25 protein-coding genes and 3 tRNA genes are annotated in these 26,010 nt (G+C 57.9%); 13 read left to right on the plus strand and 15 right to left on the minus strand.

The window, feature by feature from the left end; translation table 11 throughout:
- Positions 1-254 precede the first annotated feature (254 nt).
- From ku to ERE07_RS00910, 6 genes are all read left to right on the plus strand, one after another.
- Positions 255-1,133 carry a non-homologous end joining protein Ku gene (ku, locus tag ERE07_RS00885; protein WP_130006998.1) on the plus strand — a complete coding sequence of 293 codons (879 nt, stop codon included), beginning with the start codon at positions 255-257 and terminating at the stop codon, positions 1,131-1,133.
- 9 nt (positions 1,134-1,142) lie between these two features.
- Positions 1,143-3,644, plus strand: coding sequence for a DNA ligase D (ligD, locus tag ERE07_RS00890; protein ID WP_130006999.1), 2,502 nt, complete (start codon positions 1,143-1,145; stop codon positions 3,642-3,644).
- 40 nt (positions 3,645-3,684) lie between these two features.
- A complete protein-coding gene (locus ERE07_RS00895; RefSeq protein WP_130007000.1) occupies positions 3,685-5,106 on the plus strand; it encodes an amidase in 1,422 nt (473 codons plus the stop codon).
- Between the two features lie 135 nt (positions 5,107-5,241).
- Entirely contained in the window at positions 5,242-5,637 is a 396-nt protein-coding gene (locus ERE07_RS00900) for a YgiW/YdeI family stress tolerance OB fold protein (protein WP_130007001.1), read from the plus strand.
- Between the two features lie 80 nt (positions 5,638-5,717).
- Positions 5,718-5,909, plus strand: coding sequence for a hypothetical protein (locus ERE07_RS00905; RefSeq protein WP_130007002.1), 192 nt, complete (start codon positions 5,718-5,720; stop codon positions 5,907-5,909).
- 219 nt (positions 5,910-6,128) lie between these two features.
- On the plus strand, positions 6,129-6,518 hold the full coding sequence (locus tag ERE07_RS00910) for a hypothetical protein (protein WP_130007003.1): 390 nt from the start codon (positions 6,129-6,131) through the stop codon (positions 6,516-6,518).
- A 54-nt stretch (positions 6,519-6,572) separates the two neighbouring features.
- On the opposite strand, the gene ERE07_RS00915 is transcribed toward ERE07_RS00910, so the two are convergent.
- The 3 genes from ERE07_RS00915 to ERE07_RS00925 form a co-directional block, all read right to left on the minus strand.
- Positions 6,573-6,893: a DUF1330 domain-containing protein gene (locus ERE07_RS00915; RefSeq protein ID WP_130007004.1), complete on the minus strand. Its 321-nt coding sequence runs from the start codon at positions 6,891-6,893 to the stop codon at positions 6,573-6,575.
- 52 nt (positions 6,894-6,945) lie between these two features.
- Positions 6,946-7,031: transfer RNA gene (locus ERE07_RS00920), tRNA-Leu, on the minus strand.
- Positions 7,032-7,041: 10 nt separating this feature from the next.
- Positions 7,042-7,131: transfer RNA gene (locus tag ERE07_RS00925), tRNA-Ser, on the minus strand.
- Positions 7,132-7,298: 167 nt separating this feature from the next.
- On the opposite strand from ERE07_RS00925, the gene ERE07_RS00930 reads away from it, so the two are divergent.
- From ERE07_RS00930 to ERE07_RS00945, 4 genes are all read left to right on the plus strand, one after another.
- A complete protein-coding gene (locus tag ERE07_RS00930) occupies positions 7,299-8,276 on the plus strand; it encodes an NAD(P)H-quinone oxidoreductase (RefSeq protein ID WP_130007005.1) in 978 nt (325 codons plus the stop codon).
- Positions 8,277-8,432: 156 nt separating this feature from the next.
- Entirely contained in the window at positions 8,433-9,182 is a 750-nt protein-coding gene (tpiA, locus tag ERE07_RS00935) for a triose-phosphate isomerase (RefSeq protein ID WP_130007006.1), read from the plus strand.
- Between the two features lie 16 nt (positions 9,183-9,198).
- On the plus strand, positions 9,199-9,753 hold the full coding sequence (secG, locus tag ERE07_RS00940; RefSeq protein WP_130007007.1) for a preprotein translocase subunit SecG: 555 nt from the start codon (positions 9,199-9,201) through the stop codon (positions 9,751-9,753).
- A 53-nt stretch (positions 9,754-9,806) separates the two neighbouring features.
- Positions 9,807-9,891: transfer RNA gene (locus tag ERE07_RS00945), tRNA-Leu, on the plus strand.
- A gap of 233 nt (positions 9,892-10,124) precedes the next feature.
- Here ERE07_RS00945 and ERE07_RS00950 read toward each other — a convergent pair.
- The 4 genes from ERE07_RS00950 to ERE07_RS00965 all read right to left on the minus strand — a co-directional run bounded on the left by ERE07_RS00950 (position 10,125) and on the right by ERE07_RS00965 (position 15,123).
- On the minus strand, positions 10,125-11,021 hold the full coding sequence (locus ERE07_RS00950; RefSeq protein WP_130007008.1) for a DMT family transporter: 897 nt from the start codon (positions 11,019-11,021) through the stop codon (positions 10,125-10,127).
- 134 nt (positions 11,022-11,155) lie between these two features.
- On the minus strand, positions 11,156-13,135 hold the full coding sequence (acs, locus tag ERE07_RS00955; protein WP_130007009.1) for an acetate--CoA ligase: 1,980 nt from the start codon (positions 13,133-13,135) through the stop codon (positions 11,156-11,158).
- Between the two features lie 129 nt (positions 13,136-13,264).
- A complete protein-coding gene (locus ERE07_RS00960; RefSeq protein WP_130007010.1) occupies positions 13,265-14,671 on the minus strand; it encodes an MFS transporter in 1,407 nt (468 codons plus the stop codon).
- Positions 14,672-14,715: 44 nt separating this feature from the next.
- Positions 14,716-15,123, minus strand: a complete 408-nt coding sequence (locus tag ERE07_RS00965; protein ID WP_130007011.1) for a GlcG/HbpS family heme-binding protein — start codon at positions 15,121-15,123, stop codon at positions 14,716-14,718.
- 368 nt (positions 15,124-15,491) lie between these two features.
- Between ERE07_RS00965 and ERE07_RS00970 the strand changes: the two genes are divergently transcribed.
- Positions 15,492-16,091, plus strand: a complete 600-nt coding sequence (locus ERE07_RS00970; RefSeq protein WP_245153428.1) for a C40 family peptidase — start codon at positions 15,492-15,494, stop codon at positions 16,089-16,091.
- 135 nt (positions 16,092-16,226) lie between these two features.
- Here the strand turns inward: ERE07_RS00970 and ERE07_RS00975 are convergent, their stop codons facing one another.
- The 4 genes from ERE07_RS00975 to ERE07_RS00990 all read right to left on the minus strand — a co-directional run bounded on the left by ERE07_RS00975 (position 16,227) and on the right by ERE07_RS00990 (position 20,654).
- Positions 16,227-16,619, minus strand: coding sequence for a DUF2325 domain-containing protein (locus ERE07_RS00975; protein WP_130007013.1), 393 nt, complete (start codon positions 16,617-16,619; stop codon positions 16,227-16,229).
- Between the two features lie 79 nt (positions 16,620-16,698).
- On the minus strand, positions 16,699-17,673 hold the full coding sequence (locus tag ERE07_RS00980) for a CysB family HTH-type transcriptional regulator (RefSeq protein ID WP_130007014.1): 975 nt from the start codon (positions 17,671-17,673) through the stop codon (positions 16,699-16,701).
- Positions 17,674-17,892: 219 nt separating this feature from the next.
- The gene (locus tag ERE07_RS00985) at positions 17,893-19,386 is read right to left on the minus strand and encodes a CoA-acylating methylmalonate-semialdehyde dehydrogenase (RefSeq protein ID WP_130007015.1); all 1,494 of its coding nucleotides are present in this window, start codon (positions 19,384-19,386) and stop codon (positions 17,893-17,895) included.
- A 53-nt stretch (positions 19,387-19,439) separates the two neighbouring features.
- A complete protein-coding gene (locus ERE07_RS00990) occupies positions 19,440-20,654 on the minus strand; it encodes an ABC transporter substrate-binding protein (RefSeq protein WP_130007016.1) in 1,215 nt (404 codons plus the stop codon).
- A gap of 161 nt (positions 20,655-20,815) precedes the next feature.
- Between ERE07_RS00990 and ERE07_RS00995 the strand changes: the two genes are divergently transcribed.
- A complete protein-coding gene (locus ERE07_RS00995) occupies positions 20,816-21,736 on the plus strand; it encodes a LysR family transcriptional regulator (protein WP_130007017.1) in 921 nt (306 codons plus the stop codon).
- A gap of 30 nt (positions 21,737-21,766) precedes the next feature.
- Complete coding sequence (gene eda, locus ERE07_RS01000) at positions 21,767-22,396, plus strand: bifunctional 4-hydroxy-2-oxoglutarate aldolase/2-dehydro-3-deoxy-phosphogluconate aldolase (protein WP_130007018.1); 630 nt, start codon at positions 21,767-21,769, stop codon at positions 22,394-22,396.
- Positions 22,397-22,420: 24 nt separating this feature from the next.
- On the opposite strand, the gene ERE07_RS01005 is transcribed toward eda, so the two are convergent.
- Genes ERE07_RS01005 through ERE07_RS01020 form a run of 4 tightly spaced genes read right to left on the minus strand, consistent with a single transcriptional unit; the run spans position 22,421 to position 25,996 of the window.
- A complete protein-coding gene (locus tag ERE07_RS01005; RefSeq protein WP_130007019.1) occupies positions 22,421-23,392 on the minus strand; it encodes a 2-hydroxyacid dehydrogenase in 972 nt (323 codons plus the stop codon).
- A gap of 9 nt (positions 23,393-23,401) precedes the next feature.
- On the minus strand, positions 23,402-24,358 hold the full coding sequence (locus ERE07_RS01010) for a sugar kinase (RefSeq protein WP_130007020.1): 957 nt from the start codon (positions 24,356-24,358) through the stop codon (positions 23,402-23,404).
- An 18-nt stretch (positions 24,359-24,376) separates the two neighbouring features.
- Positions 24,377-25,168 (minus strand): amino acid ABC transporter ATP-binding protein, encoded by a 792-nt coding sequence (locus ERE07_RS01015; RefSeq protein ID WP_130007021.1) that lies wholly within the window; start codon positions 25,166-25,168, stop codon positions 24,377-24,379.
- Between the two features lie 18 nt (positions 25,169-25,186).
- Entirely contained in the window at positions 25,187-25,996 is an 810-nt protein-coding gene (locus ERE07_RS01020) for a transporter substrate-binding domain-containing protein (protein ID WP_130007022.1), read from the minus strand.
- Positions 25,997-26,010 lie beyond the last annotated feature (14 nt).

Below are 26,010 nucleotides of genomic sequence, written 5' to 3' on the forward strand. Positions count from 1 at the left end.
TCATGTGGCCCGGGCTGCGCCGGACAAATGGCCCGCCTGCCCAAGCTGCCGCAGATAACTGATACACACGGCATTGCTGTATAAAAAAAAGGCCAATTCAGCCGGCAGTAAGTGTAAACGATTTTCATTATCTCTTTCACACGGCACTAGGGTAATTGAGTATTTATCGACGAAGGCGATTCCCAATTTGATACACATTCACCCAGGCATACTGCTTGCTGGCCCTGCCGCATTACGCAAAGAGGGTGAGCGCCATGGCAAAAAGCAGCACGCGTGCCTTGTGGAAAGGAGCCATTTCTTTTGGGCTGGTGCACATTCCTATTGCACTTCATTCGGCCACAGCAGACGAGGGGCTGGACTTCGACTGGCTGGACAAGCGCACCATGGATCCGGTGGGCTACAAGCGCGTCAACAAGAAAACGGGCAAAGAGATTGACCGCGACAATATCGTCAAAGGCATTCAATATGCGGAAGGAGAATATGTCGTACTGCCACCCGAAGAAATCGCGGCCGCTTATCCCAAGACAACGCAAACGGTGGAAATCGAAACGTTTGTCTCGGTGAGCGATATACCCTTTGTTTACCTGGAGCGTCCCTACTACACGTCTCCCATCGGGAAAGGCAACAAGGTCTACGCATTGCTGCGTGAAGTGCTGCGCAAGACCGGCAAAGTCGGTATTGCGAAAGTGGTGATCCAGACCAAGCAGCACCTCGCGGTGCTCATGCCTTGCGGGCCGGCGCTGATTCTCAATCTGCTTCGCTGGGACGACGAGATCCGCCCCTGGGATGAGTTGAACCTGCCGGCCGAAGGCCTGAAATCGACGGGTCTGACCACAAAGGAAATGAAGATGGGCGAGCAGTTGGTCAAGGACATGAGCGGCCCCTGGCAGCCTGAACAGTTCACTGATTCATTCAAGGAACAAATTCTGAAACTGGTGAAAGAGAAAATCAAAGCCGGCGATACGGAGTCTGTTTCCAAGCCAGAGGAAGACGAGCCAGCGATGGGCAGCGCCAAGATTCTTGACCTGACCGAATTGCTGCAGCGCAGCCTGGGCCAGAGCAGGCGCAATACCAAAAGCAGCACAAAAAAAACGACCAAGAAAGCGCCGACCACCCGCAGCAAGACTGCCTAGGATGCTTGCATGGCAAAAGCCGACCCACTGGCCCGCTACAAAGCCAAACGGAATTTCGAGATTACGTCAGAGCCTGCGGAAGGCGGCAGCACGAGTTCGGGCAATCCCATGTTTGTCATTCAAAAGCATTGGGCACGGCGGCTGCATTACGATTTTCGGCTGGAAATCGATGGAACGATGAAAAGTTGGGCGATACCCAAGGGCCCCAGCCTCGATCCCACCGACAAGCGCATGGCGGTTCATGTCGAAGACCATCCCGTTTCCTATAACGAGTTCGAGGGTGAGATTCCCGCCGGGCAATATGGCGCGGGCAAGGTAATCATCTGGGATAAAGGCACCTGGACGGCCCATGGAAATCCACGGGCTGGATATCGCGCGGGCAAGCTCGTGTTTGAGCTGCATGGCCACAAGCTCCAGGGCACCTGGGCACTGGTGCGCATGCGTGGAAAATCCGGAAAAACAGATCCTTGGCTGCTGATCAAGGAAAAAGACGACCACGCCCGGTCCAAGCGGGAGTTCAGCATCGTGGATGAACAGCCCGACAGCGTTGCCCAGTTCGCGCCAGCGCCGTCCGCCGGAAACGGCCGTCACACCTCAGCGACACCTTCCAAGCGCGGAACACCCCGGGCCGCACTGCCGGCCAAACTTAAGCCTCAGTTGGCCACGCTGGTCGACAAGCCGCCCTCCGATTCCGAAAACTGGCTGTATGAAGTCAAGTTTGATGGCTACCGCCTACTCGCCCGCATGCACAAGGGCAGTGCAAGGCTGTATACCCGCAACGGCAACGACTGGACAGGCAAGCTGAACGACCTTTGCCGCGCGTTGGCGGGCATGAAGCTGCCGGATGGATGGTACGACGGTGAGATCATCGTGCCGGACAGTCAGGGACTGCCAGATTTCCAGGCGCTACAGGCCGCTTTTGACAAAGCGGCCAGCGATGCAGTCATTTATTACCTGTTTGACCTGCCCTATTTCGACGGCAAGGATCTGCGCCAGCTTTCCCTGCTGGAACGCCGACAGCAGCTTGAGGCCGTACTGCAATCACGCAGCGCAGCAACAAATACAGTGCGCTTCAGCGCTGCCTTTGACGTACCGGCCCGGGACATCTACGCATCGGCATGCCGTATGGGGCTGGAAGGAATTATCGGCAAGAAAAAGACAGCAACCTACCAGTCACGCCGTACCCTGGACTGGATCAAGCTCAAATGCAGTCTCAGGCAGGAATTCGTGATCGGCGGCTTCACCGGTCCACAGGGCACGCGCGAGGGAATAGGTTCCCTGCTGCTAGGCGTTCACGACGAACTTGGCAGGTTGCGCTATGCTGGCAATGTAGGAACAGGCTTCGATACCGACAGCCTGCGCGCGATCCGTCAGCAACTAAACGCCCTGGCAAGCCCGGATTCACCGTTTTCAGGCAGTACGGGCAGCTACCGCAAGGCGCATTGGGTCAAGCCAGCACTCTTGGCCGAAGTGTCTTTTGCACAGTGGACACGCGACGGCCGCATACGACATTCCGTGTTTCATGGGTTAAGGTCGGATAAACCGGCCAAAGCCATTGTCAGGGAGACCAGCATGTCAGTGTCCAGCAAGCAGAGCGGCAGCCAGCCGCATAGTCTGCTCGGCAAGCTCAAGATCACGCACCCGGAGCGTATCGTGGACGAAACGACCGGTGTCACCAAGATAGAAGTGGTTCGCTATTACGCGCTGATCGGGTCGCTGATGCTGCCGCACCTGAAGCACCGTCCGGTGTCGCTCGTGCGCGCCCCTGAAGGGGTGCGCGGGCAAATGTTCTTTCAAAAACATATGGATGCATCGGGGATGACAGGTGTACGCGCTTTGCCAGCCCGCCTGGATCCGGGACATGAGCCGCTGCTCGAAATTGCTTCGCCCCAGGGCCTGCTGTCAGCCGCGCAAATGAATGTGCTCGAATTACACACGTGGAATGCCGTCAAAACCAATATCGGCAAGCCCGACCGCCTGATCTTTGATCTGGATCCCGGCAAAGGCGTGGAGTGGCCGGCCATACAGGAAGCCGCATTGGTGCTGCGGGCGTTTCTGGAACAGTTGGAGCTCGTCTCGTTTGTCAAGACCAGCGGCGGAAAAGGACTTCATGTGGTTGTGCCCATACAGCGGCGCTATGACTGGGAAACGGTCAAGGGCTTCTCTCAGGCGGTGGTGCAACATATGGCCAAGACGCTGCCCCGGCGATTTTCCGCCAAGAGCGGGCCACGCAATCGCGTCGGAAAGCTATTCATCGATTACTTGCGCAACGGCTTTGGTGCAACAACAGTGTCTGCATGGTCTTTGCGGGGTCGCCCAGGCATGGGCGTTTCGGTCCCCATACGCTGGGCCGAGGTCGAAAAAATCTCCAGTTCTGCCCACTGGCATATACGCAATATCCATGAGCGACTGGATACGGGCAACGACCCTTGGGATGACTACGCATCGTCGGCCCGAACTCTTGCCAGCGGTATGAAATCACTGGGCTACAAGACGCCGGACAAGCCCTAGCAAGGTCCAAATTGCGGTCTCTCTATGCTACAAGGATTCAATGAACGACATCTACTACTGGAATGCGGTCGAGCTTGCACAAGCCATCAAACGGCGCACCCTGAGCGTGCGTGAAGTCATGCAGGCGCACGCCGACCGCATCGAGCAAGTAAACGGCAAGATCAACGCCTTAGTCAGCCTGGATCTTGACCGCGCCCTGGAGGCAGCCAACGCCGCCGACATCAGGCTGGCGCGCGGCGAGCAGCCAGGCCCGCTTTTTGGCCTGCCAGTTGCCCACAAGGATTCTTATCTGACCAAAGGGCTGCGTACCACGTTCGGCTCGCGGCTGCACAAGGATTTCATTCCCGCCGAAGACAGCGCAGTGGTCGCCCGCCAACGCGCAGCAGGCGCGATCATCGTGGGGAAATCCAATATGCCGGAATTCGGCGCCGGCTCGCATACCTTCAATGACGTGTTCGGCATCACCCGCAACCCCTATCGTCTGGATGTCTCAGCAGGTGGCAGCAGCGGGGGCGCGGCAGCGGCGCTGGCTTCGGGCATGGTCGCTCTCGCAGACGGCTCGGACATGGGCGGCTCGCTGCGCAACCCCGCCAGTTTCTGCAACGTGGTAGGCCTGCGCCCCTCCCTCGGACGGGTTCCGATGGCGCCGGGCAACCACCCTTTCAACTTGCTCACAACCGGGGGCCCCATGGGGCGCTGCGTGGCAGATGTCGCCTTGCTGCTTGATGTCCTTTCGGGCAGTTGTCCAGAGGACCCGCTGGCACTCGACAGCCAGCCCGGCACGTTCTTTCCTCTGGCCCACGATTATCCCCGAGGCCACCGTATTGCGCTCAGTCCAACGCTGGGTGGCCTGCCCTTTGCGCCTGAGGTGCGGGCTGCGTTGCAAGAGGGTATTGCCGCGCTGCAAGCCCTGGGTTGCGTCGTAGACGAAAAGGAGCCGGATTTTGAAGGCGCGGATCTGGCATTCGAAACGTTTCGCGCGCTGGCCTTTGCCACCAACTATGGCCATCTCAATGCGCAACAACGAGAAAGTGTCAAAGAAACCGTACGTTGGAACATCGATCTGGGGCTCTCGCTTACCGGCGCTCAGGTGGCCGATGCCTCGCGCGCGCACGGTAGAATGTTCACCCGCATGCAAGCACTGTTGCAGGACTATGATTTTCTGGTCGCGCCCGTCTCGCAGGTGGCGCCCTTCCCGGTGGACCAGGAATACCCTCGGCAGATTGCCGGCGTCGCGATGTCAGACTATATTTGCTGGATGCGCTCATGTTCGCGAATTTCGGTCACGGGACACCCTGCGCTGTCCATGCCTTGCAGTCTGACAGCCGATGGACTCCCCATCGGCATCCAGATTATTGGCCGCTATCGTCAGGAGCGTGCCTTGCTGGCTTTCGCCCACGCAGTCGAGCAGGCGCTGCCCATCGGCCGCTGGCATCCTACCTTCATGCCCAGTGCGCCCTGACAGGCATGCAGGTTGCTTGTATTGGCTTAAACACATTTTGGCGCCCTGGCGCCCGCATGGCCAGCCTGCCATGCACGAGACCACCCTCACTGCACATGAATCCGCCCTTGGCCGGGCAAACAACGAGGTAAGCGTATGACTTCCAGGTATTTTCTTCCCACACTGCTGGCCGCTTGCGCCATGGCCGTGGCCGCCCCTGCAGCAGCCCAGTACACTGGGCCTTCAGGCGACGCAAACAGTGGTTATGCAGGCCCCACGGCTGAAGCGTCGAAGCTGGATGTGGCCTCGATTCTGGCCAACCCAAAAGACGACCAGAATGTGGTCCTGCAGGGCAAACTGTTGCGCAAGACGGGCAAGGAAAAGTACATCTTTTCCGATGGCACAGGCGAGATCGTGGCAGAAATCGATGACGACGACTTCCCCAAAGAACGCATTGATGAAAACACGAACATAGAAATCGTTGGCGAAGTTGACACTGGGCGGACGCGACCACCCGAGATCGAAGTCGACCGCGTGCGCGTGCTGAAGTAACGCGCGCCTGTCCGCCAGCACAGACACCGTGGCACTGCCCTGCTGCCACGGTATTTATACCCCCCTGAAACGAGAGCGATGTGAAACCCCTTAACCTTCATGCCCGCCAAGCCAGCCAACGCAGGATGACCGCGTTTTATCTCTCCCCAGAAGGCCGCCGCGCGGATGACCAGATCGAGATTTCCGCCTATCTTCCGCACGAAGACCGGCCGCGCACACTGCGCGAAATGTTTGCGGACACTGAAATCGATGTAGACGAGGACGACCTTTGAATCATCGCGGCCTACAAAAGGACGCATCGTGCCGTTTACATACAGTTCTGTCGCTATTTAGCCACTAACAAGAAGAGAAATCGTACAAAATGTGACTGAAATGGGTATATTTGGCGCTGTTATGTAACAAACTGCATGCTATATCGCGTTTTGACCCGCGGTATCAGTTTCTGCTTTTGCTCAGCCATCTTGTGCCGAAAACCACTCAGGGCGCGTCATATGAAGATAGTACGAGGCGTTGTAGCCATGCTGGGCTACACCAATGTCAAAAGAAAATCGGTCACCTATTCGGTTGTAGAGGTTGGACAACAGGCTATCCTCGACCTGACGGTTCCAAAGCGCCTGATCAAGTATTTGACCAGAGCATTGCACAGCCCTGACGAATCCGTGCTGTTTATATTGGACGGGCAGCTGGTCGGCATTCAATCCGCCGGCAGCATGCATTATCACTATGCAAACCGAATGGCGGGCCTGATATTCGTCGTGCTTTCCGTTGTGGCGATACCCGTATTTGGACTGGGTTTGATTATGCTGCGATATAGCTATAAATACCTGAGGCGGGCCGGATCTGGCGCTGTTCTGGCGCAACGCGGTGCACGGCCGGTCTGAACACGCGCCGGCGCACTACTGACAGGATTGATGCATGGAGCGCGCCGGGAAAGATCACCCGAGGATGTCGATTGCCTTGTGGCCATCTGCCACGCCCTCGACCAACAGTAGATCGCCTTCGGTATTGTTGCAGCGCAGAGCGCGAATGGAGGCATACGCATCAGAGCGATACCAGGCCTGCGCCTTTTCCATCGATGGAAACGCAATGACGACCAAATCCCCCGTCCAGGAACCCTCAAGCGGCTGATAGGGGCCGCCATGAACGATATACTTGCCAGCATATGGGACCAGCGTGTCGTCAATGCGCTTCAGGTATTCGACGACTTCATCGTTGAATCGCGTTTCCCGGATCACAGCCACAGCGTAAGCAGTCATCGTTCTCTCCAAGAGCCTGCAAGCCCAAATGTATTGAAATCCGCATAAACACTGGTGCACCCAGCCGGAATCGAACCGGCACGATCAATGATCGAGAGATTTTAAGTCTCTTGCGTCTACCAATTCCGCCATGGGTGCGAGGGTATGGTGGCGGAAGCGGTGAGATTCGAACTCACGGACGGGTTGCCCCGTCGCTGGTTTTCAAGACCAGTCCATTCAACCACTCTGGCACGCTTCCTTACCTTGGATTGCAGCAACGTATAACGTTGTTAATCGCAAACCGGGATTTTATCCTGATTTGCGAATCCGGTAGAAGGACGAGAGTTTAGCGCATGCTGGCTTTTTTTGGGCGGGTGATAATAGAGCCATCAATCTGTTCGTTTTGACTTTGCATAAGGAAGCCTCATGAAAGCAGTGGAAATCTCAACGCCAGGTGGTCCTGAAGTATTGAAACTCGTAGAACGCCCCATGCCTGAACCCAAGGCGGGCGAAGTCCTGATCAAAGTATCGGCGGCCGGCATTAACCGTCCGGACGTATTTCAGCGCAAAGGCGCTTACCCTCCCCCACCCGGCGCGTCGGATCTGCCTGGCCTGGAGGTCGCAGGTGAGATCGTCGGCGGAGATACAGGCGATACGGGCCTGGCCGTGGGCGACAAGGTGTGCGCACTGCTGGCAGGTGGCGGCTATGCCGAATACTGCACGGCTCCTGCCGCGCAATGTCTGCCTGTTCCTGCGGGACTGAGCGATGTCGAAGCGGCAGCCTTGCCGGAAACCTACTTCACCGTGTGGAGCAATGTCTTTGACCGCGGCCAACTGACTGAAGGCGAGACGCTTCTGGTTCACGGCGGTGCGAGCGGCATCGGCACCACGGCAATTCAACTGGCAACCGCGCTCGGACACAAGGTCTACGCCACGGCAGGCAGTGATGAGCGTGCAAAGGCTGTGGAAGGGCTGGGCGCCGTCCAGGGGATTAACTACCGCAGCCAGGATTTTGTCGAGGAAATCAAGAAGGCAACAGACGGACGGGGCGTCGATGTCATTCTGGATATGGTCGCAGGCGAGTACATCAATCGCGACCTGTCTTGCCTGGCGGATGACGGGCGCATTGTGATCATCGCCCTGCTTGGAGGCGCCAAGGCCACCATCGATTGCAGCCAGCTCATGCGTCGCCGTCTCACAGTAACCGGTTCCACCTTGCGGCCTCGCCCCGTCCAGTTCAAACAACAGATCGCCCGCGCGCTGCAGGCGCGTGTGTGGCCGCTGCTGGAGGCAGGCAGGATTCGTCCCATCATCCATGCGACCTTCCCCCTAAGCCAGGCGGCAGACGCGCATGCCATGATGGACGCGGGAGAGCAGGTCGGCAAAATTGTTCTGACAGCGTAGAGCAAGGCGCACGTTCAGGCAGCCAGACAATTGACCGACCGGCTGGCTGCCCGGACAAAAACGGTTTTTTGTCGGAGCCGCGTCTGGCTCATCTATACGTAGCAGGCCCTAACACGCTACAATGCCGGGTTAACCCAATATTTGATTCTGGCCCAGATGGACACCTTACAAAGACGTAAACGCCTGGTCATAGGCAACTGGAAGATGCACGGAAACCAGGCTTCTAACGCAACATTGCTCGAAGAACTGCGTGCGGGCGCCGCCTCCGTCGGCGCGTGCGATATTGCCATTTGTGCTCCTTTTCCCTATATAGGCCAAGCCAGCGCCTCGCTGCAGGGAAGCGGCATCACCTGGGGTGCGCAGGATGTCAGCCCCCACGCGCAAGGCGCTTACACCGGCGAAGTCTCTGCATCCATGCTGGCGGATTTTGCCTGCACCTGGTCGCTGGTCGGCCACTCGGAGCGCCGCGCCATGCACGGCGAAACCGACAAGCTGGTTGCCGACAAGGCCGTCGCCGCGCTGAGCGCTGGCCTCACGCCCGTCGTGTGCGTGGGTGAAACCCAGTCCGAACAAGAATCAGGCCACACGTCTGACGTCATCGCCCGCCAACTGGCGCCGTTGATCGCACTGGGCGCTCAGCAGGTCAATCGCATGGTTTTTGCCTACGAACCGGTGTGGGCCATTGGTACGGGCTTGAGCGCTACACCGGAACAGGCGCAAGAGGTACATGCGTTTGTCCGCAAGCGGCTGGAAAGCATCGGCGCATCGCAGGTTCGCATTCTTTACGGCGGCAGTGTCAAGCCAGACAACGCTGCAAACCTGTTCGCCATGCCAGATATCGACGGCGCCCTGGTGGGCGGCGCCTCGCTCAAGGCTCAAGACTTTTTACGTATAGCGGCCGCCTAGGCCTCGGAGTTTCTACATGCATTGGTTGTCATCTGCACTTCTGGCGATACAGGTCATATCGTCACTGAGCATCATCGCGCTGGTCCTGCTGCAACAGGGCAAGGGCGCGGATATGGGCTCCTCGTTCGGAGGCGGCTCAGCGGGCAGCGTATTCGGAGCCACTGGCGCCGCCAACTTCCTGTCGCGCACCACAAAGTGGGCTGCCATTATATTTTTCGCATCCACGGGCGGTCTGGCATGGGTATCGCATCACCCTGCCTCCCGGGACAAGGCTGTAGAAGGCGTGATGCAAGGCTACGAAACGCCGGCAGTTCCCGGTACGGGCGCCGCGGTCCCTGTTGCTCCGGGTTCAACGCAAGGCACAGCAGTTCCCTCCGCGCCAGCGCCTGCTCAACCGGACACCAATGCGGTGCCGTCCGCATCGGATCAAGCTGCGCCAGCTGCCGAGCACACCACACCGCCAGCATCCGACTCGGCCAACCCATCCGCCGACACCGCGCCGTCGGAACAACCCACCGAGCCCGCGCAATCAACGACTGAACCCGCAGAAAAACCGACCCCTGCCCAGTAGCCGTCGGTACTGGCAAGCACCTCAATTTTCATGCTAGAATTGCGGTCTTTCATGCCGACGTGGTGGAATTGGTAGACACGCTATCTTGAGGGGGTAGTGGCGAAAGCTGTACGAGTTCGAGTCTCGTCGTCGGCACCAGAACAGAATAGAACCAGGGCCTATGGATCATTGATCTATAGGCCTTATTCATTTCTGCGGGAACAGCATGACGGGGTGTCATCCTCGCGATCAGCCAAGGGCGAGGATGCTTTCATGCATCATCAGGTCGCGGAAGCATCCTCGCTCAGGCCCACCGGGTGAATGTGCTGACGCTCACTGCATTTGAGAGTCGATTGTTGAGCTACAAAAACATAACATCCGCGCACCGGGATTTAAGACCGCGCACCAGAAGCTTTATGCGCGCCAGCCAAGGTGACGATCACCAAGCCAGCCATAATCATAACGATACCGGCCAACTCCCAGTTTGTGGCGCGCTCGCCCAGAATCAGCCAGGCGAACACCACAGCCAGTACAGGCACGCCCAGGCTGGACATACCCGCAACCGTTGCGCTCACGCGCTGCACCACGGATAGCCACAACCACCAGCCCACGGCCGAGGCCAAAATACCCATATAGGCCAAACCCCAATACAGCTCAGCGCCCCACACAATCGGAGTCTGCGGAAAAATCAGGGTAAACGGCCAGGTCAGGATCGCGCCCAGCAGCATTTGCCAGACAGCGACATTAAGAACATCAGGCGAATGGCGTTTGAACATCATCTTGGCCAGCACGGCACCCAATCCCCAGGATATGCCGCCCGTCAATGCCAGCAGCGATCCGGACATCGAACCCAGGCCCTTCCAGGGCGCAATGATGCCAACCAGCCCGAGACCCGCGAACAAGAAGCCCACCACATGCAGGCGTGTCGGGCGATCACCCAACAATAGCCAGGCAAACACGACCACCCAGAAAGGCATGGTGTAGGCCAGCATCACAACATGCCCCGCGCCACCCGAGATGAGCGCAAGCTGGCAAAGACACTGAAACGCTGTTGTCTGAAATACGGCAACGCCGAGCGTGAGCCAAAGGGGGGGCAGCTTGGGCTTTCGGCCCGAGACCAACATGAGCCCCAGCAATACAACAAACGCGATCATGTACCGAACCATGACCAGATCGAACGCGCCAATCAGGGTGGACAGTCGCTTCATCTCGATCCAGCTGAACGCCCACAGCACGACGGTGAGCATCATCAACAACATTGCGCCACGATCTATCTCGCCAGCTTTCAATCCCTGCTCCATAAAACATAAAAGCCAGGCAGCAGGCTGAACCCTGCTGCCTGGCCGACGAGGCCAAGGAAAGAACTATACTCCTCTTGGTATATACCTCGCCTGAGCGTTTCGACAAGCGACGCCGTAAGTGCCTAGCGCGCCTGAGACAGCTGATCCAGGATCGCAGGGTTCTCCAACGTAGATACATCCTGGGTAATGCGCTCGCCTTTGGCCACAACGCGCAGCAGGCGCCGCATAATCTTGCCAGAACGCGTCTTGGGTAGATTCTCGCCAAAACGGATATCCCGCGGCTTGGCGATAGGCCCGATTTCCTTGGCCACCCAGCTACGCAATTGCGCCGCAATCTGATCCGCCTCATCTCCTTCTGGCAAGGTTCGATTCAGCACCACGAAAGCGACCACGGCCTCCCCCGTGGTATCGTCTGGCCGGCCCACGACAGCAGCCTCGGCGACCAGTTCGTGCGCCACGAGCGCGGACTCGACCTCCATCGTGCCCAAACGGTGTCCAGACACATTGAGCACGTCGTCAATCCGGCCCATGATCCAGAAATAACCATCGCTGTCACGCTGCGCACCGTCGCCTGCCAGGTAGTAGCCCTTGAGCTCCGGCGGGAAATAACTTTGCTTGAAACGTTCAGGATCACCCCAAATCGTACGAATCATGCCTGGCCAAGGCCGCTTCATCACCAGAAAACCGCCCTTGCCTCGCTCAACATCCTCGCCAGCCTCATCCACAATTGCGGCCTCTATGCCAGGCAAGGGCAATGTGCACGAGCCAGGCTTGAGCGGCGTAACACCTGGCAACGGCGTAATCATGTGCGCGCCTGTTTCCGTCTGCCACCATGTATCGAGCACCGGACAGCGCTCCCCTCCGACATTCTTGTAATACCACATCCAGGCTTCAGGATTGATGGGCTCGCCCACCGATCCGATGATACGCAGGCTGCTCAGATCGTACTCGCGCGGATGATACTTAGGCGTGGATTCTGCCGCCTTGGTCAGGGAGCGGATCGCGGTAGGCGCGGTGTAGAAGATAGAAACCTTGTGGCGCTGAATCATCTCCCAGAACCGTCCGACATCGGGGTAGGTGGGCACGCCCTCGAAGACAATCTGCGTCAGCCCCGCCGCCAGCGGGCCGTAGGCAACATAGGTATGGCCCGTGACCCAGCCCACATCCGCGGTACACCAGAATACGTCGTCGTCCTTGGCATCGAACGTCCATTTGGTGGTTAGCAGCGACCACAGCAGAAAACCGCCGCAGGCATGCTGTACGCCCTTGGGCTTGCCCGTGGAACCAGAGGTATACAGAATGAAGAGGGGATGTTCCGCATTCAACGAAGCAGCCGGGCAGGTATCCGGCTGGCCAGCCGATACATCATGCATCCAGAGATCACGCCCGTTGTTCCAGTCCAGTTGACCGCCCACACGCTGATACACGATGACATTGCGTACCGCGCCGCAGCCGCCCATCGCCAGCGCATCGTCGACGGCGGCCTTGAGCGGAATGCTTTTGCCACCGCGCATTTGCGCATCCGCAGTGATGACCAGCGAAGCACCGACGTCGACAGTACGCTCGTGCAAACTCTTGGAGGAAAATCCGCCAAACACGACTGAGTGGATAATGCCGAGTCGCGCGCAAGCCTGCATGGCAACGACCGCCTCGATCGACATGGGCAGATAGATAATGGCACGTTCACCAGCGCTATAGCCCAGGGCCTTCAGGCCATTGGCAAACTGACACACGCGAGCGTGCAGTTCCTTGTAAGTAACGCTCGTAACCTTGCCATCGTCCGATTCAAAAATAATAGCGGTCTTGTCTGCAACAGGTGTGTTCAGATGTTTGTCCAGGCAATTGGCCGAGACGTTCATTTCACCGTCGCCAAACCACCGATAAAACGGCGCTTCGCTGGTATCCAGCACTTGTGTAAATGCTTTGTCCCACACCAGATTTTCGCGTGCCAGTCGTTCCCAAAACGCGTCCGGATTACGGCGCGCCTCGTCGCACATTGCCTGATAATTGTCCATACCCGAGATTGCCGCCCCTTCCACCAAGTTGGGGAACGGCGGAAAAACACGGTTTTCAATGAGGACGGATTCGATTTCGGTCGACATGATACTAGGCTCCTTTACTGATTCTGTTCGAATTATCGATCCACCGTAGCCCACAAGGCTTACTTCACGCTGACAAACCGGCCGGCAATGCGGCAAGTTTTTAGGGATGGCTGAGGCGAAGCACGGCAGTTAACAAGACATAATATCGCGTACCTTTACGCCTCGCTCAAAATTCATGCGCGCGAGCATAAACAGACCGGCGACGAAAAACAGTCCGGTAAAAAGCAGCGCCGCGCGGTGATTGCCGCCGCTGATCAGCGTTACCACGCCGTAGCACAAAGGCCCGACAACCGCCGCCAACTGTATCGCGAATGTCCATAAGGCGTAGAACTCAGCCAGCCGCTGTCGGGGCGCCAAAGCGCCCACCATGGCCCGTCCGGCGCTCTGGCTGGTGCCCATACAGAGTCCCGCAACGGTTGCGGCGACCCAGAACAGCCAGGCCTGCACCGCGACAAAGGCCAGCAGGATCATGATGATCCAGCCTACCAGGGTGATGGTGAGGGCTGGCTTGTGGCCAATTTTGTCCTGGGCGTAACCAAACAGAAAAGCGCCCGCCGCAGCGGCGATATTGACCGTAAAGACCAGCAGCATGGTCTGCGCCATGGAAAAGCCCATGGCCTGCGTGGCATACACCGACGACAAGGTAATGACCACCGAAATTCCGGCCTGATAACAGGCGCCACAGAAAAGCAGCAGGCGGAAATCAGGAAAGTTGTCCCGCGTGTCCCGCCAAGCGTTCGCCAGCCTGGAGAACAGGCTTTCTGGCGGCTTATTACTCGGTGGCGTACGCTCGCGCAAATAAAGAAAGGCGGGGATGGCGGCAATGGCAAAAATCGCCGCGGTCAGCAACAACACTTGCGGCACATACTCGCTTGCTGGCTGTCCGATGGCATCGGCCTTGAACACGAGCACCAGTGACAAACCCAGAGCGAGCATCCCGCCAAAATAGCCAAAGCTCCAGCCCCATCCGGACACCCGCCCCAGCGCCTGAGGACGGGCAATTTCAGGCAGGAACGCCGCAACAATGGATTCGCCGACGCAATAGCAATAATTGGACAGCGCGATGATCAGCAGGCCCCAGACTATATCGCCGGGTCCGGTGAAGGACAGCAGCGCGGTCATCACAACACAGCCGACGGTACTGGTAAACAGGAGACGGCGCTTGCCGGCGCGCGCATCGGCACGCGCACCCAGCGCGGGCATCGTCACCATGACCAACAGATAAGAAAGCGACAGCGACGCGGTAAACGCCAGCGTGCCCCAGGCTTTGCCTTCTGCCACCACACCCACAAAATAGGCACTGAACACCGTGGTGAGCACCACGGTGGTATACCCGGAATTGGCAAAGTCATACATTGCCCAGCTCCAGACCTCCCGCCGGGTGACCCCGGGGTTCAGCGCCTGCCTGAACAGCCCATCACGCGGGTCGGATGGCGGTTCCTCGGCGCCACTCGGGCACCCGGCCACGGAATCATCAGGATATGGACCAGATGAGTGGTTTTCGGCGCTTATACCGCGCGAAGAACAGGAGTTCATGCTTTGTTTGGGACTGCGTTGGCTGCTTGGCATGTAGGCCGGGCTCAGGCTTGAAGTGCTGCAATACCGGCCTGCGCAATGGCAACATCATCGGAAGACTTAACGCCCGACACGCCGACCGCGCCAATGACTTGTTCTTGCACAATGATGGGCACCCCGCCCTCGAGCATCCCTTGCATGCCGGGGGCCGAAAGAAACGCTGTACGGCCCTGGTTGATTGTATCCTCGTACCCCTTTGATTCGCGGCGGCCGAGCGCGGCCGTGCGAGCCTTGGCGGGCGAAATCTGCGCGGAGATCGGCGCAGCGCCATCCAGACGCACCATGCCCAGGAGATGCCCACCATCATCTACAACGGAAATTGACACGGCCCATTTATTGGCGGTGGCGTGCGCTTCTGCAGCCGAGAGAATGGCTTTTACATCGGTAATGCTCAAAACTGGTTTGGTTTTCATGCTAGATCCTGTGAAATGTAACAGTTGTGCTCCCCCGCTACGGCAGGGATACCCACGATCGGGCCTATAGACTAGCCCGACGTTTCCCCCTAGTAAAGCGTAAATCCTGCCCAAAATCCTTTACCTTGGCGAAGCCTTTCGTTAAACTTGCGGGATTCCAAAGTTCAATTTGCGTAAAGCCATGCCTATTTAGCGTGATTTTGCAGTAGCATTGCTAGCTTTTGCTGCCAAAACTCTGCAAATTCGTTTATCTCGCTGGGCGGTTTTACGCAAGCTCAACAAAAAAGCCCATGCCGCCACATCGACTAAGCCGCCTATCCCCGTACATTAATTTTAAATTTCTGTCTCGTGGCGCAAAAGCCCTCCTGCTGGTGTCCTCTCTTGCTCTGGCAGGGTGCGCAACGACTCAAAATGAGCAGTACGCAGAGTCCTCCTACTCTCCCAACCGCGTTCAGCGCAACAACTACCTCGCACACACACAGTCGGATCCACTTGGCGCATACCTGTCATCCCGCGAGTCCGAATACCCGATTTCCCAACCCAAGAACAACAACAAAAAAACGATGGTGGCTACCGCGCTTAGCGTGCTGGGCACTAAGTACCGGTTCGGTGGCGAAACCCCCAACACGGGTTTCGACTGCAGCGGCCTGGTTATCTATGCTGCCGAAAAATCCCTCGGCCTGAAACTGCCCCGCCAATCGTCGGCGTTGGCGCATCAGGGGGTTGCAGTCAAGCGCAATGAGCTCAAGCGAGGAGACCTGGTGTTCTTCAACACCCGTGGCCGGCGCTTTTCACATGTAGGCATTTATCTGGGCGACAAGAAATTCGTACATGCACCGCGCACAGGCTCTGTGGTACGAATCGAAAATATGGATGTGTCTTACTGGAAAAAGCGCTACAACGGCGCACGCCGCCTGGCAGCCAATACGAATACCCACGGCAAATCGCAATTGACTGCCACGAACTAGATTCGATGAATGACAGGCCAACGCCTGCCTGGAAGCTACATCGGTAAAAATAAACACCCCAAGCGCCATAGGGCTTTGGGGTGTTTTGCTTTGAACAGGCCGGGCTCAGCGGCGAGGTACAGACATGGCAGCAGATTAATGAAGCCTTGCTTTTGCGCCGGACTGACGCCCTGCTTGCTGGACAAAATTGACAGGCTGTTCGGATTTGCTGGTGGCTGGACATGCTTCACAGTAGCCGCACTGATTCAGTGCCTGCTTCATGGCGCAAACCGAGCGCCTGCAGGCCAGCACACGTATGCCGGCGCGCTGGGCAGCGGCACGAAAGGTTTTCATGACGTTGTGACCGAGAAAATCGGTGAGGAGGATGAGCAGCTCGGTACCAGAGGGAAGCTGCAAGGTTTTTTTCTGGTGGGCGGGATCGCGACCACTGATGTGGTGGCGTATGGCGATGTTGTGGCCTTTCAGAAGTTCGGGGATATTGCCCAGGCGGTCGGCCCCGACAACCACTGCGCTGACAAGTTGAGACATGAAGATGCTCCGGAACAAGAAGGTTCCGTAACGATAATCATTCTTATTTTTATTGTCAACGGGCTGACCGTGTAAAAGTTTATTTTTCTGGCAAGGCGTTTTGCTGCCCGGTTTGCTGCGTGGCGTCGATGGCTTCCTGGACAACTTCGCGGGTTAGCTCCGGCGCCAGCATTTCGAGCAGTACATAAACGTAATCACGCAGAAAGACACCAGACTTGACGGCGACACGCGTGACATGGGTGCCGAACAAATGCCCGACAGGCAGGCCTACAAGGCCCTTGTCGCGGCGCGGGTCGAAAGCCATGCCTGCGATGATGCCTATGCCCAGCCCAACATCGACATAGGTTTTGATGACGTCTGCATCAATGGCTTCCAATACGATGTCCGGTGTTATGCCGTGCTCGGCAAAACGCTCATCGATCGCCCGACGGCCGGAAAAGGCGTGATCATAGGTAACAATGGCATACTCCGCCAGTTGTTCGAGCGAAAGGCTGCGAGCCTGCTTGGACGTAAGCTCGGCCAGGGGATGATCAGGGCGCACCACCACTACGTGCTCCCACGAATAAACGGGCAAGGCGGCCAGCCCTGGCGTTCCAGCGAGGGTTTCGGTGGCAATGGCCACATCGGCGTGCTCGTGCAGCACCAGCCGGGCCAGATGCGGCGGATTGCCCTCGGCCAGCGACAGCCTGACCTTGGGAAAACGCTTGCGAAAGGCTGGGATGACTTTTGGCAGAATATAGCGAGCCTGTGCGTGCGTGCAGGCAATCACCAGGCCACCCTCGTCGCGCCGGGCAAATTCGTCGCTGACTTTCTTGAGATTATCCACTTCGCGCATGATGCGATCGATGACTTGCGCCACCGACTGCCCCGGCTTGGTCAGCCCCTTGATCCGCTTGCCGTGGCGCTCGAAGATCTTGATGCCCAGTTCGTCCTCGAACTCGATGATGGCTTTGGAGACACCCGGCTGCGAAGTGAACAGCGCCCGTGCGGCCTCTGTAAGATTGAAGTTGCGCCGTATGGTTTCGCGGACAAAACGGAATTGCTGTAGATTCATAAACGAGGCCTGATTGGCGAACCATTTTCATTAGAAAAACGGCCCTGAAAAGGGCCATTATATGTAATAAAGAAGATGGTTTATATTGTTTTTAGTAATTAGTTTACGCCACGCTCATAGGCACAGACTTTACCCCCTGCCGCGCCTGGCGGTACCAGGGGTCTTGCGGAACCAGGCAGGCTCCCCGTGTTTCGCGGCACAGGGAAGCCAAACGGGCGCTTACTTCATCGAGATCGTGGTATTGACGCCCGCGGCATGGGCCGACCAGCGCGCTGTAACTGTTTTGGTTTGTGTCCAGAAATACACCGCCTGCTTGCCATTCGGGCCAAGATCGCCCAGTTTGGACGCGCGGGATCCCGTGAAGCTGAACCAGGCCACCGGGACAGGAATCGGAATATTGATGCCGATCTGGCCCACGTCGATGTTGTGCTGGAAGTAGCGCGCAGCGCCGCCGTCCTGAGTAAACACGGCAACGCCGTTCCCATTGGGATTCTGGTTGATGAACTCCACAGCCTCTTCAAGCGTATCCACGCAAACTACCGCGAGCACAGGCCCAAAAACCTCTTCACGGTAGATCGTCATATCCGCCTTCACGCCACTAAAGACTGTGGGCCCGACAAAGTTGCCTTTTTCGTACCCTTTAACGGTCAGCTTGCGGCCGTCCAGCAGCAGTTCCGCCCCTTCATCCACGCCTTTTTGGATCAGGTCCTCTACCCGCTCGAGCGCGGCAGGCGAAACCAGCGGGCCAAGATCCGCATCGCGATCCGAACCGATGCTGACTTTCAGCTTCTTGGCGCGCTCGATGAAATCAGGCAGCCAGTCGCGCGCCTCGCCCACCATTACGGCAACCGACGTCGCCATGCAGCGCTGTCCTGCAGCGCCAAATGCAGCCCCCACCAATTGATTGAGCGCGACTTCGCGATCAGCGTCCGGCAGAATGACGCAATGGTTCTTTGCGCCCATCATTGCCTGGCAGCGCTTGCCGGCCTTGGAGGAACGACGGTAAATCTCTGTTCCCACATGGGTGGAGCCAATAAACGATACTGCCTTGATGTCGGGATGATCGCAAATGCCGTTGGCAATTTCCGGGCCGCCATGTACAACATTCAGCACACCGGGAGGCAGGCCAGCCTCCAGTGCCAACTGTGCCAGCATCAGCGACGAGCTCGGATCCTGCTCGGACGGTTTAAGTATGAAGGTATTGCCTGCCGTGATGGCCATGGGGAACATAAAGCACGGCAGCATGATGGGAAAGTTAAAAGCGGTAATGCCTGCGCATACACCCAGAGGCTGGATCAGCGTGTACACGTCAATGCCTGTGGCCGCATTTTCGGCATATTCGCCCAACTGCAGCGATGCCATGGCGCAAGCATGTTCAATGACTTCCAGGCCGCGCCCCACCTCGCCTTCGGCATCGGGCAGCGTCTTGCCATGCTCCAGCGAGATGGATTTGGCGATGGCGGCAGTGTTGTCGCGCACCAGCTTCTGAAGATTGAGCATGACGCGCGTGCGATTGGCCTGGCTGGTATTGCGCCACGTCTTGAAAGCTTCCTTGGAATTGGCCACCGCCATGTCCAGTTCTTCCTTGGTCGCAAAGGGTACCTGGGCCACCACTTCTTGAGTGGCAGGATTGAGCACATCCCTCCACTCCGTGGACTTTGACTGAACCAGCTCACCACCAATCAATAGTGGGATTCGAGGTACTGCACTCATGAATGTCTCCTGAATAAATAGGTATGGAACAGATGTCCTTCGTTAAATCTGGCTCAGCTTTTCTTGACCAGCGGGCAAGTGGACTCCGACAGAGGCTGGAACGCATCGGCGGCCGGAATGGTTGCCACCAGCTTAGACAGATCCCATTCCCCCGTGGACTCGCCGGGCTTCTTAACCTCATACAAATACATATCGTGAATCACGCGCCCATCGGGCCGGATCGACGCATTGCGCATAATCGGATCCTCGATGGGAATCCCGCGCATTTTCTCTGCCACGGCGTGCCCTTCTACCGATCCGCTCGCAGCCACCGCCTTCAGATAATGCAGCACACTGGAATAAACGCCGGCCTGAGTCATGGTCGGTTTAAGTCCGTCAAAGGCCTGGGCAAAGCGATCGGACCACGCACGGGTCTGGTCGTCAAAGTCCCAGTAAAAACCATCCACGTAGGTCAAGCCCTGGGCATTATCCAATCCTAGAGCGCGCAAATCCGAAAGAAAAATCAAGAGCGAAGCGAGCCGCTGTCCGCCTTCTACAATGCCAAACTCACGTGCCTGCTTGATGGCGTTGACCACGTCGGCGCCGCCGTTGGCCAGGGCGACAACCTGAGCGCCAGAACTCTGAGCCTGCAATAAGTAGGAAGCGAAATCAGGTACGTTCAGGGGATGCCGGACCGCGCCTACAACGTTGCCGCCCAGCTCCTTGACCATATTCGCGGCACCTTTTTCCAGGGAATGGCCAAAGGCGTAGTCAACCGTAATGAAGAACCAGGACTTGCCACCCTTGTCCACCATGGCTTTCACACCCCCAACCGACTGGGAATAGACGTCGAACATCCAGTGAAACCCGACTGGCGAGCAGTTGTCATTGGTCAGCCCCGTTGTGGCGGGGCCGGAGAACATGACGACTTTGTCCTTTTCCTTGGCAATGCCCTGCACGGCCAGGGCGACGGCAGAGTTGGTCAGATCGGCAATCGCGGTAACGCCGTCACGGTCGAACCACTCACGCGCTTTTGCCGCGCCGACGTCCGCCTTGTTCTGGTTGTCCGCAGACACCAAATCTATCGTCATGCCTTTGCAATCTGCTTTGAGGCAATCCTCGATGGCAAGCTTGGCCGCCGCGACCGAGCCCACCCCACCCATTGATGCATAGGTGCCTGACATGTCGGTAAGAATGCCTATCTTGACCGGCGGCGCGTCCGCTGCGGTCGCCGCCGCGCCAAGGCCCATGCACAGGCCGGCCAGCAATGACAAGGTGAATCTCTTCATTGGCGTCTCCATTATGTATATGTACTTATTGATGTACTTGGGGGGTGTGCTTGATGCGATGCGGCGTGCTACGCTCCGCTTCAGGCAGTGTAGTTGTGTAAAAAACATATTTCCATCAAAATATTTGCACATTCAATGCTCAATTTTGCACAACAGACACAATGCTCGACTGGGACGGCTTGCGGTATTTTCTGGAAGTGGCGCGTACACAGCGTGTCAGCGCGGCCGCCTTGCGGCTTGGGGTGCGTCATACCACGGTGTCACGCCGTATCCAGGCGCTGGAGCGCGAGCTGGACACCATGCTGTTCAACAAGTCCAAGGCCTCGGGCTTTACGCTCACAGAAGACGGCGCCCGCCTGTTTACTCACGCCGAACAGATCGAAGGCACATTGATCAACGCACGCGAGGCAATCTCCGGCCAGTCACAGACATTGTCCGGCCACCTGCGCGTAGGTTCAACCGAAGGATTCGGCAGTTACGTGCTGGCCCCGCTCATGATTGATTTCCAGCACCGTTACCCTGCCATCACGCTTGACATCATGCCGGTGCCTCGTTTCATCAGCCTTTCAAAGCGCGAGGCCGACATCGCGATTTCGCTGGAACGCCCCCAGCGGGGGCCGTATCTGTGCACCAAGCTCATGGATTATTCGCTCAAACTGTATGCGCACCGAGATTATCTGGCGCAGGCGGCTCACATCGAATCCAAGGACGACCTGGTCCATCACGCCTTCATTGGTTATGTTGAAGAATTGCTGTTCAGTGACCGCTTGCGCTATCTGGAAGACATCGTGCCCAATACACGCGTCATCTTCCGCAGCACCAGCGTGATTGCACAATATCACGCAGTGCTGCAGGCGAGATCGCTGGCCATCCTGCCCTGCTTCATGGCCGCGCAGGATCCCCGGCTGCAGGTGGTGCTTGAAGACGAAATCGCCATTACCCGCAGTTTCTGGATGTACTGCCATGAAGACTTCCGCCAGTCCACACGCGTGATGGCATTATGGGATTTCCTGAAACAATCCGTTCAGCTGAACGCGCCGCTGCTCAAGGGGCAACGCGGCAACCTGACATATCTTGACTGAATCGCGCTAGCCTCGGAATACAATATCGCCATGAACGCACTTAAATTACTTCAGCAAAGCCCGGTCATGCCGGTGATTGTCATCAAGGATATCGACACTGCTGTGGATCTGGCTCGGGCGCTGGTAACCGGCGGCATACGCAGCCTTGAAATCACCTTGCGCTCCGACGTTGCGCTGCAGGCCATCCAGGCCATCAGTGCTGCCGTGCCGGAAGCGTTGGTGGGCGTCGGCACCGTCCGCACCCCCGACCAACTCGAGGCTGCCATGAAGGCCGGCGCAAAGTTCGGCGTCAGCCCGGGGCTCACGCCCGATCTGGCCAAATTCGCAAGCCATGCGGGTATTCCTTTTCTGCCGGGTGTCGCCACGGCCTCCGAATCCATGTTCGCCGCGGATCAGGGTTTTGCCGTGCAAAAGTTGTTTCCGGCCGAAGCGGTCGGCGGCCAGGCGCTGCTCAAGGCGCTGTATGGCCCGCTGCCCGATATCGTCTTTTGCCCCACAGGTGGCATCAATGCAGCGAATGCGGCTCAATATATGGCATTGCCAAATGTGCAATGCGTGGGGGGTTCGTGGCTTACGCCGGATGCCGCCGTGGCAGGCAGGCAATGGGATGCCATCACCACCCTGGCCAGAGAAGCCTGCACCCTGCTGGCCGTGCCATAAAACATCTGCAGCCTGAGGCAAGATTCAGGTCGGCAGCGGGTAGGCCGCCAGGGGTGGCTTGCCGCGCAGCGCAAGCAATATATTGTCTACCGCCATGCGGGCCATGGCCGCACGGGTTTCATGTGTGGCAGAACCCGCGTGCGGCGTGGCCGTTACCCTGGGATGATCCCGCAACGGCGAATCCTGCGGCAGGGGCTCCACATCGAACACGTCCAGCCCAGCGCCACGTATCTGGTTTCGATCCAGCGCATCCAGCAATGCCTGCTCTTGCACAATGGGCCCGCGGGCACCGTTGATCAGAATGGCTTGCGGCTTCATCTGAGCAAATTCATCGGGCCCGATCATTCCCCGCGTTTCAGGCGTAAGCGGCATGACAATCACAACGAAATCCGACTGCCGCAGTACTTCCTGCAATGTTGCGGCACGCGCCCGGCCTTGAGGCAAGCCACTGTCCACTGGGCGACGGGTATGGTATAGAACCGGCATGTTGAATCCGAGCGCGGCGCGGCGTGCAAGGGCTTGCCCAATCCGGCCATAACCCAGTATGCCCAGCGTTTTGCCATAAACATCCCAGCCGAACATGTCGTTGCCCAGGTTTTTTTTCCAGCGCCCTTGCTGGACGTAGCGGCCCAATTCGACAAGACGGCGACTGCTACCCAGTACCAGGGCAAAAAGAAAATCCGCAACAGATTCCGTCAGCACGCCTGGAGTATGGCACAGCATGATATGACGGCGGCCCAGCGACGCGAGCGGAAACTGATCTATGCCGACCGAAATGCTGGAAATCACTTCCAGGCTGGGCGCCCTGTCCAGCAGCGCATCGTCGATACTGTAGCTGGATCCGATCAGCCCATGCGCGGAAGGCAGCGCGTCAAGAAAAGCTTGCATTTGCGCAGGTTTGCGTGGATCTGCGCAGGTGACATCGTGCTCTGCCTGGAGGCGTTCGAGCTCACCAGGGGGTAAATCCCGATATACCACTACATGCTTGCGTTCCATAGCGCTACCTTAAATCGTTGATTGGTCACCCATCTGCTCAAGCTCCTGCCGGGTCGGCAGGCCTTCGGTATCGCCGAGCACCTGCACAGCACGCGCGCCTATCCAGGCACCGCGCTGCACTGCGCGCACCAGCGGCAGGCCTTCGAGTACGGCACTGATCACCCCAGCCGCAAAACCGTCTCCGGCCCCCACGGTATCGATCACCTTGTCCACGGGCACGCTGGCCACATAGCCTTGCTCCACGCCATTATCGTAATACGCACCATCGGCGCCCAGCTTGATCACCACCAGCGTTGCCCCCTGGTCGCGAAAAAACGCGGCAATGTCTTCGGGGCTATCGCGCCCTGTGAGCAGCCGCCCTTCTTCAAGGCCTGGAAATATCCAATCTGCCATTGCCGCCAGCACATTGATGCGCTCGCGCATGTGCGCCGTGGAGGCCCAGAGTGTGGGCCTCAAGTTGGGATCGAAAGAAATGGTCTTGCCGGCCGCTCGCATCAAGGCCATCGTGCGCCGTGAAACCTCGTAGCAATTGGCCGACACGGCGGGAAAAACACCTGTCGCGTGCAAATGGCGGGCCGCGCACAACCAGGGCTCATCGATATCGTCTACCTGCATCAGACTGGCGGCTGAGCCTTTGCGGTGGTATTCCACAGGTGGGTCGCTGCCATCAGTAACACGGCCCTTGAATTGAAAGCCGGTACGCTGTGCGGGGTCGCTCACCACATGGGAGCAGTCTATGCCTTCGGCGCGCATGGTCGCCAGCAACGAGCGGCCCATCGTGTCGTCGCCCAGCCTGCTGGCCCAGCCTACCTTCAAGCCCAGCCGGGACAACCCAATGGCCACATTGGTTTCCGCCCCCGCCGTACGCTTGTAGAACATCTGCGCGTCTTCGATGGGCCCGGGCCGATCAGCGACCAGCAGCAGCATCGCCTCGCCAAATGTCACCACATCCAGTGCTTTACTCACTACACCCTCCGGCAACCATCAATGATTCAGGATCTGACCCAGGAAACTTCGCGTCTTGTCCTGCCTGGGGTTGCTGAAGAATTCCGCAGGTGGCGCTTGCTCGATGATCTGCCCGTCGGACATGAAAATGACGCGATCCGCCACGCTGCGCGCAAAACCCATTTCATGGGTGACACACAGCATCGTCATGCCGTCTTCGGCCAAACCGATCATGGTGTCGAGCACTTCCTTGACCATTTCGGGATCCAACGCGGAAGTGGGCTCATCGAACAGCATAATCTTGGGCGTCATGCATAGCGCGCGGGCAATCGCCACGCGCTGTTGCTGCCCGCCAGACAACTGGCTTGGGTACTTGAGCGCCTGGTCGCCGATGCGCACCCGGTTCAGGTACTTCATGGCCAATGCCTCCGCTTCAGCCTTGCCTATCCCGCGCGACCGCATGGGCGCCAGCATACAGTTGCGCAATACCGTCATATGCGGGAACAGGTTGAACTGCTGGAAGACCATTCCAACTTCCTGGCGCACCGCATCGATATTGCGCGAACTCGCTGAGAGATCAATGCCTTCGACCACGATACTGCCCTGCTGTATGGTTTCCAGCCCATTGATGCAGCGTATCAAGGTCGACTTGCCGGAGCCCGAAGGCCCGCAAATCACAATGCGCTCTCCGGCAGAAACGCTCAGGTCGATATCAGTCAGCACATGGAACTGACCATACCATTTGTTCAGACCCTTGATGTCGATGATGGTACCGTCGGTGGCAGGCCTGGCCTGTCCCGTGCTTTCAGTGGCAATAGGAGTGTCGGTCATGCAGGTCAGCCCCGTAGATCAGGATTTGCCGAGCTCAGGCAACGGCGTGCCCAGCCATTTTTCATAGAGCTTGTTGAACTCGCCGTTTTCGATGTTCTTGTCGATAAGCTCGTTGATCGCCTTGAGCGTATTGGCTTCGCCCGGGCGAATTGCGACTGCCATTTCTTGCTGCAGCAACACGAACTTAGGCTGATAGCGGTTGGGCGCCCGCTCGTTGATCTGGCCTGCGACGGTGGTTGAGCAGCCGATGGCATCAACCTGGCCGGACAGCAAGGCCTGCATGGCGGACGCATCGTCATCGAAACGACGGATATTGGCGTCCTTGGGCGCTATCTTGGTGACCGCGATGTCCTGCGTGCTGGCACGCGCCACACCTATGCGCAAACCCGAGAGATCTTCAGGCTTGGAAATTTTGTCGTCCTTGGCGCCGAAAACAACGATCTGCGCGGCGGAATACGGATGGGAAAACTGTACCTGCTTGGCTCGCTCGGGCGTAATGGCCAGCGAGGCGACCAGCATATCCACTTTGTTGGTCAGCAAAAAAGGAATTCGGTTGGGCCCGGTGACCGGCACAATATTGAGTTTGACACCCAGGTCCTTGGCCAACTGGCGAGCAACATCGGCATCATAGCCATCAGGCTTGTTCTCAGTATTGAGAATGCCATAGGGCGGGAAATCCACCAGCATGCCTATCGTCAGTTCGCCTTTTTCCTTGATCTGATCTATGGTTTCCGCCGCAGCGGGGGCCGCGGCGCCAAGCGCGAGCGCCGCGCAGCCGGTGAACAGTGTACTGGCCAACAACTTGCGCAGAGTAAGTTTCGAGAACATAGCTTTGTCTCCGT

Source organism: Allopusillimonas ginsengisoli, assembly GCF_004153455.1.
Lineage (GTDB): Bacteria > Pseudomonadota > Gammaproteobacteria > Burkholderiales > Burkholderiaceae_B > Allopusillimonas > Allopusillimonas ginsengisoli.